Annotated in this window: 6 protein-coding genes; 5 read left to right on the forward strand and 1 reads right to left on the reverse strand. The window is 69.6% G+C overall.

The annotated features are described in order from the left end of the window. Positions 1-22: 22 nt before the first annotated feature. From DC434_RS19760 to DC434_RS19775, 4 genes are read left to right on the forward strand one after another with little or no spacing between them, the layout of a single operon-like run. Entirely contained in the window at positions 23-1,192 is a 1,170-nt protein-coding gene (locus DC434_RS19760; protein WP_116637031.1) for a family 1 glycosylhydrolase, read from the forward strand. 28 nt (positions 1,193-1,220) lie between these two features. Beyond that, positions 1,221-2,762 (forward strand): molybdopterin-dependent oxidoreductase, encoded by a 1,542-nt coding sequence (locus DC434_RS19765; protein WP_243409031.1) that lies wholly within the window; start codon positions 1,221-1,223, stop codon positions 2,760-2,762. 40 nt (positions 2,763-2,802) lie between these two features. After that, the gene (metG, locus tag DC434_RS19770) at positions 2,803-4,380 is read left to right on the forward strand and encodes a methionine--tRNA ligase (protein WP_116637032.1); all 1,578 of its coding nucleotides are present in this window, start codon (positions 2,803-2,805) and stop codon (positions 4,378-4,380) included. A 3-nt stretch (positions 4,381-4,383) separates the two neighbouring features. Further along, positions 4,384-5,280 carry a TatD family hydrolase gene (locus DC434_RS19775; RefSeq protein ID WP_116637033.1) on the forward strand — a complete coding sequence of 299 codons (897 nt, stop codon included), beginning with the start codon at positions 4,384-4,386 and terminating at the stop codon, positions 5,278-5,280. Here DC434_RS19775 and DC434_RS19780 read toward each other — a convergent pair. Next, positions 5,262-6,548, reverse strand: coding sequence for an MFS transporter (locus tag DC434_RS19780; RefSeq protein WP_116637034.1), 1,287 nt, complete (start codon positions 6,546-6,548; stop codon positions 5,262-5,264). The two genes, DC434_RS19775 and DC434_RS19780, sit on opposite strands and share 19 nt — an antisense overlap. 36 nt (positions 6,549-6,584) lie before the next feature. On the opposite strand from DC434_RS19780, the gene DC434_RS19785 reads away from it, so the two are divergent. Continuing rightward, positions 6,585-6,879 (forward strand): rRNA adenine N-6-methyltransferase family protein (locus DC434_RS19785; RefSeq protein ID WP_279303220.1); only part of this gene is annotated, 295 nt, incomplete at its 3' end.

Below are 6,879 nucleotides of genomic sequence, written 5' to 3' on the forward strand. Positions count from 1 at the left end.
CGTACGACCGAAAGGAGCACTCGTGCTCACATTCCCTGACGGCTTTCTCTGGGGAGCCGCGACCGCAGCCCATCAGGTGGAGGGGAACAACACGACCAGCAACTGGTGGGCCATGGAGCATGCGCCCGGGTCTCCCATGGTGGAGCCCTCGGGCGACGCGGCCGACCACTTCCACCGGTACCCGGAGGACATGCGCCTGCTGGCGGATGCCGGACTGAACTCCTACCGGTTCTCGGTGGAGTGGGCGCGCATCGAGCCGGAGCGCGGCTTCGTGTCGCGAGCGATGCTCGACCACTACCGCCGCATGATCGACACGGCGCGGGAGAACGGGCTCGACCCCACGGTCACGCTGATGCACTTCACGGTGCCGCAGTGGTTCCAGAAGGATGGCTTCTGGCGAGCGGATGACGCGGTCGACCTGTTCTCGCGCTACGTCGAGACCGTGCTGCCGATCCTCGACGGCGTGACCTACGTCTGCACGATCAACGAGCCCAACATCGCCGCGATGCTCGCCGGGGGAGAGGATGCCGCGAACCTCGTGGCGTTCGGGCTCCCGAACCCCGACCTCGCGGTCGCCGACACCCTGCTCGATGCGCACCACCGGGCATCCGAGATCCTGCACTCCGTCTCGGGCGTACAGGCAGGATGGACCATCGCGACGCAGGCCTTCCACTCCACGGGTGAGCCGGGTGCCGACGAGATGGTCGCCACCTACGGAGACCCGCGCGACCACTGGTACCTCGACCAGTCGGCCGGCGACGACTTCGTCGGGGTGCAGGCCTACACGCGCACCTTCATCGGTCCGGAGGGCCCGCGACCGGTCGCCGACGACGTCGAGACCACGCTCACCGGCTGGGAGTTCTTCCCCGAGGCGCTCGAGCTGGGTGTGCGCAGCGCGTGGGAGCGCAGCGGCGGAGTTCCCGTGCTCGTCACGGAGAACGGCATCGCCACGGCCGACGACTCCCGGCGCATCGCCTACACGCAGGGGGCGCTGGAGGGCCTGCACCGCGCGATCTCCGACGGCATCGACGTGCGGGCGTACCAGCACTGGAGCGCCCTCGACAACTACGAGTGGGCGAGCGGGTTCGCGCCGACGTTCGGGCTGATCGGCTTCGATCACGAGACGTTCGCGCGCTCGCCGAAGCCGTCGCTGGCCTGGCTCGGAGAGGTCGCGCGCCGGAACGGCCTCTGACGCTCGCGCCCGGGGTTACGCTCGGGTCATGACGCATGCGATGCGCGAGACGCGCGCCGGCGACCGCCTGCGGTCGGCGGCGGCCGGGCTGAGTGCCGCGGTCATCGGCGTCGGCGTCGCGGAACTGGTCGCGGCGATCGTCGAACCCGCCGCCAGCCCGTTCGCCGTGATCGGAGGCGGGTTGATCGACCTCGCCCCGGCCTGGGCGAAGGACACGGCCATCGCGCTGTTCGGCACCGGAGACAAGATCGCGCTCATCACGGGCATCGCCCTGGTGCTCGCCGTCGTCGCCGCCGGTGCCGGGATGCTGGAGCTGCGACGATCGGGCCTCGGCGCGGTGATCCTGGGCGGACTCGGCGCGCTTGCGCTCGTGGTCGCGATGACCCGTCCCGGCGCCGGACCGTTCGCCTGGGCTCCCGGACTGGTCGCCGGCGTCGTGGCGGTGATCGCGGTGCGCACGCTCATCGGCCGGCTGCGGCCGATCGCGGGGCTCGGGCCGGACGGCGAGGACCGCCGGCGGTTCCTCGTCTGGACCGCGGGGGTCGCCGCCGTGGGTATCGTGACGCTCATCGCCGGCAACGTCGCGCGCGGCGCCACCCGATCGATCGAAGCGGTCCGCGAGGCGCTTCGGCTGCCCTCGGCGGCGCGGCCGCTGGGCTCCGTTCCCGCGGGTGCCGAGCTCGACATCCCCGGGCTCGCGCCTCTCGTGACTCCGAACGCGGAGTTCTACCGCATCGACACCGCCCTGATCGTGCCGCGGATCGACCCTGCCGACTGGTCGTTGCGCATCCACGGCATGGTCGACCGTGAGGTGGTGATCTCCTGGGGCGAGCTGCTGAGCCTGCCGATGCAGGAGGCGGACGTCACGCTCGCGTGCGTCTCGAACGAGGTCGGCGGATCGCTGATCGGCAATGCGCGCTGGCTCGGCCATCCGGTCCGTGAACTGCTCGCCCGCGCGGGAGTCTCGTCGGATGCCGACATGGTGCTCTCCACGTCGTCGGACGGGTTCACCGCGTCGACGCCGCTGGAGGCGCTCACGGATGACCGCGACGCCCTGCTCGCGATCGGGATGAATGGCGAGCCGCTGCCGATCGAGCACGGCTTCCCCGTCCGCATGGTCGTCCCCGGCCTCTACGGCTACGTGTCGGCGACGAAGTGGGTCACGCAGCTCGAGGTCACGCGCTTCGATCGGGCCACCGCGTACTGGACCACGCGCGGCTGGTCGGAGCGCGGGCCCATCAAGCTGCAGTCGCGCATCGACGTGCCCCGCGGAGGCAGCGTCGAGTCGGGCGAGACCGTCATCGCGGGCATGGCCTGGCAGCAGCACGTCGGCGTCGCGGGCGTCGAGGTCCGCATCGATGACGGCGAGTGGCAGCGTGCCGAACTCGCCGAAGCGATCTCGGCCGACACCTGGGTGCAGTGGCGTCTGCCGTGGACCGCTGAGAGCGGTCGGCACGCGATCGAGTGCCGTGCGATCAGCGACGACGGGGAGACCCAGACCGACCAGCCGGCGGCTCCGGCGCCCGACGGCGCACAGGGTTGGCACCGGGTCGACGTGACGGTGGCCTGAGCGCGTAACTCGACCCCTGATCCCACCTAGAATTGACCCCATGCCCGCAGGCGAATCGTTCTACATCACCACGCCCATCTACTACCCCTCCGACGTGCCGCACATCGGTCACGGGTACACGACGGTGGCCGTCGACACCCTCGCGCGGTGGCACCGCCAGGCGGGCGATGACACCTGGATGCTGACGGGCACCGACGAGCACGGCCAGAAGATGCTGCGGGCCGCTGCCGCCAACAACGTCACGCCGCAGGAGTGGGTCGACAAGCTCGTCAGCGAGAGCTGGTTCCCGCTGCTGACGACTCTCGACGTCGCCAACGACGACTTCATCCGCACCACGCAGGAGCGCCACGAGACGAACGTGCAGACGTTCTTCCAGCGTCTCTACGACCGCGGCTACATCTACGCGGGCGAGTACGAGGCGCTGTACTGCGTGGGCTGTGAGGAGTTCAAGCCCGAATCCGAGATCGTCGACGGCACCGGTCCCTTCGAGGGGCTGAAGGTCTGCGCGATCCACTCGAAGCCGCTCGAGCTGCTGCAGGAGAAGAACTACTTCTTCAAGCTCAGCGAGTTCCAGGACAGGCTCCTCGAGCTGTACCGGACGCAGCCCGACTTCGTGCGCCCCGATTCGGCGCGCAACGAGGTCGTCTCCTTCGTCAGTCAGGGACTGAAGGACCTGTCGATCTCGCGCTCGACCTTCGACTGGGGCATCCCGCTGCCGTGGGACGAGTCGCACGTCATCTACGTGTGGGTCGACGCGCTCCTGAACTACGCCACCGCGGTCGGCTACGGCTCGGACGAGGAGACGTTCGAGCGTCGCTGGCCCGCGTACCACGTGGTCGGCAAGGACATCCTGCGCTTCCACGCCGTGATCTGGCCGGCGCTGCTGATGGCCGCAGGCCTCGAGGTGCCGAAGGGTGTCTTCGCGCACGGCTGGCTGCTCGTCGGCGGCGAGAAGATGTCGAAGTCGAAGCTCACCGGCATCGCGCCGACCGAGATCACGGATGTCTTCGGCTCCGACGCGTACCGCTACTACTTCCTGTCGGCGATCGCCTTCGGGCAGGACGGGTCGTTCTCGTGGGAGGACCTGTCGGCGCGCTACCAGTCCGAGCTCGCGAACGGTTTCGGCAACCTCGCCTCGCGCACCACGGCGATGATCGAGAAGTACTTCGAGGGGATCGTGCCGCCCGCGGCCGAGTACACCGAGCAGGACCTCGCGATCCAGAAGATCGTCGCGGATGCCGCGTCGAAGGCGGATGCCGCCGTCACGCAGTTCCGCATCGACGAGGCGATCTCGTCGATCTGGACCATCGTCGACGCTCTGAACGGGTACATCACCGAGAACGAGCCGTGGGCTCTGGCGCGCGATGAGAATCAGCGCGCGCGTCTCGGCACGGTGCTCTACACCTGCGCCGAGGGGCTGCGTGCGCTCGCCGTGCTGCTGTCGCCGGTGATGCCGCAATCCACCGAGAAGCTCTGGCATGCGCTCGGCGCCGGCGCGACGCTCGGACGCCTGCAGGATCAGCCGATCCGCGAGGCCGGCACCTGGGGCGCCCTGCGCCCCGGCACGAGCGTCAACGGGCTCGCACCGCTGTTCCCGCGGGTGGAGTCCACGGCCTGACGCATGGCTGACACGTACGTCCGCGAGCGCTCGGGAGACGGCCGCAAGGATCTGAAGTATCCGGCCGCTCCCGAGCCGCTCGCCGTGCCGGTGTACGACAACCACGCGCACCTCGAGATCCTCGACGGCGACCCTTCGACAGGCTCAGAGAACCACGGGCTGTCGCTCACCGAGCAGCTCGACCGCGCCCAGGCCGTCGGCATCGCGGGCGTCGTGCAGGCTTCTGGCGACATCGAGTCGTCGCGGTGGGCCGTCGAGGCGGCGGCATCCGATCTTCGCGTGCTGGCAGCCGTGGCCATCCATCCGAACGACGCGCCGACCTACGCCGAGGAAGGTCGTCTCGATGAGGCGATCGCGGTGATCGACGAGCTCGCCGCGCACCCGCGTACGCGCGCGATCGGCGAGACCGGTCTCGACTTCTTCCGCACGGAGCCGGAGCGCCGCGCGCCGCAGCACGCGTCGTTCGAGGCGCACATCGCGCTGGCGAAGAAGCACGGCATCGCGATGCAGATCCACGACCGCGATGCGCACGACGCGGTGCTCGAGACGCTGGGCCGCGTCGGCGCCCCCGAGCGGACGGTCTTCCACTGCTTCTCCGGCGATGACGCGATGGCGCGGATCTGCGCGGATGCCGGGTACCACCTGTCGTTCGCCGGCAACGTCACGTTCAAGAACGCCCAGAACCTGCGCGACGCGCTGAAGGTGACCCCGCTCGACCGGATCCTCGTCGAGACGGACGCACCTTTCCTCACGCCGGTGCCGCTGCGCGGTCGCCCGAACGCCCCGTACCTCGTGCCGATCACCGTGCGCTTCATGGCCGCAGAGCTCGGGATCGACGTCGACGAGCTCTCCCGACAGCTCGCCGAGAACACGCTCCGCGTCTACGGCTCGTTCGACTGAGTCGCCGAGACGATCTGCGAGATCGGCTTCCAGACGAACAGCAGGGTGAGCGCCGCGCCCGCGAACGCGAACCACCACGGTGCCGTGAGGCCCCAGATCTGAGCGATCGTGCCGCCGAGGGCCTGCCCGATCACCATGCCGCCGAAGACGCCGACCATGTTCACGGAAGCCACTCGGCCCTGGAGCTCCGCCGGGACGAGCCGCTGGCGCACGGTGGTCGAGATCGTGCCCCAGACGAAGGCGTAGGCGCCGAAGAAGAACATGATGACCAGGGCGACCCATCCGGTGGTCGTGAGCGCGAAGGAGAGATGCATGAGCACCTCGAGCGAGAGCACCACGCGCATCAGCGTCGCGAACGACACGTGCCGCTCCAGCCACCCGAAGCATGCGGTGGCGAGCAGTCCACCGACCGCGGACGCCGTCGTGAGCGCGCCGAACCCGACGGCACCCATGTGCAGGTGCTCGGTCGCGTAGAGCACCAGCACGCCCCAGGGCGCCGCCCACGTGACGTTGAACACGAGGATGATCAGCACCAGCATGCGCACGGGAGGGTTGTGCCACAGCCAGCGCAGGCCCTCGGCGATGTCGGTGTGTACGGGAGGGTGCGTTCGCTCCTGGGTCCCTGAGCCTGTCGACTGGGTCCCTGAGCCTGTCGAAGGGTCGCGCGGCGGCACCGGCGTCCTGGCCATGCGCGAGATCAGCACGACCGCGAGACTCACGCACACCACTTCGACGAGGAACGGCGAGGCCGTCCCCGCGGCGAAGAGGAACGCGCCGAGCGGCGGCCCGGCGAACTGGTTCGCGACCAGGTATCCGGCCTGCAGTCGTGCGTTCCCGAGCCCGAGATCGCCCGGCTCCACGAGCATCGGCAGCAGGGTGCTGCCCGCCGTGTCGACGAAGACCTCGGCCGTGCCGTAGAGGAACGCGACCGCGAGCACGATCCAGATGTTCGCGGTGCCGGTGACGAGGAACACGCAGAGGCCGGCGAGCACGACGGCGCGGGCGCCGTTGGCGAACATCACCAGGCGACGGCGATCGAACCGGTCGGCGACGGCGCCCGCGTGCAGACCGAAGAGCAGCCAGGGCAGGAACTGCAGAATGGCGCCGGCGGCCACGAGGATCGGCGACGAGGTCATCGACGCGATCAGCAGGGGCGCGGCCGCGAGTGCGACGCCGTCTCCGACGTTGCTCGTCCAGGAGGAGGCGAGCAGCCAGCGGAAATCACGGCCCATGCGGCGGGGCGCGATGAGTTCGCCGAGGGAGGGCATCCCGAAAGACTACTGAGGGTAGGGGACAATGGACGGATGACCATCACGCTGCTCGGCGCCACCGAGATCCGCCGCCTCGCCGCCGAGCTCGACGTGACCCCGACGAAGAAGCTCGGACAGAACTTCGTCGTCGATGCCAACACGGTGCGCAAGATCGTGCAGGCCGCTCGCGTCCAGCCGGGGGAGCGGGTGGTCGAGGTCGGGCCGGGACTCGGCTCCCTCACCCTCGCGATCCTCGAGACCGGGGCATCCGTGACCGCGGTCGAGATCGATCACCGCCTGGCGGCCCGACTGGCCCAGACGGCCGCCGAGCRCGGTGATCGATCTCGAC

Origin of the sequence: Microbacterium sp. TPD7012, assembly GCF_003075395.1 — a bacterium.
GTDB lineage: Bacteria > Actinomycetota > Actinomycetes > Actinomycetales > Microbacteriaceae > Microbacterium.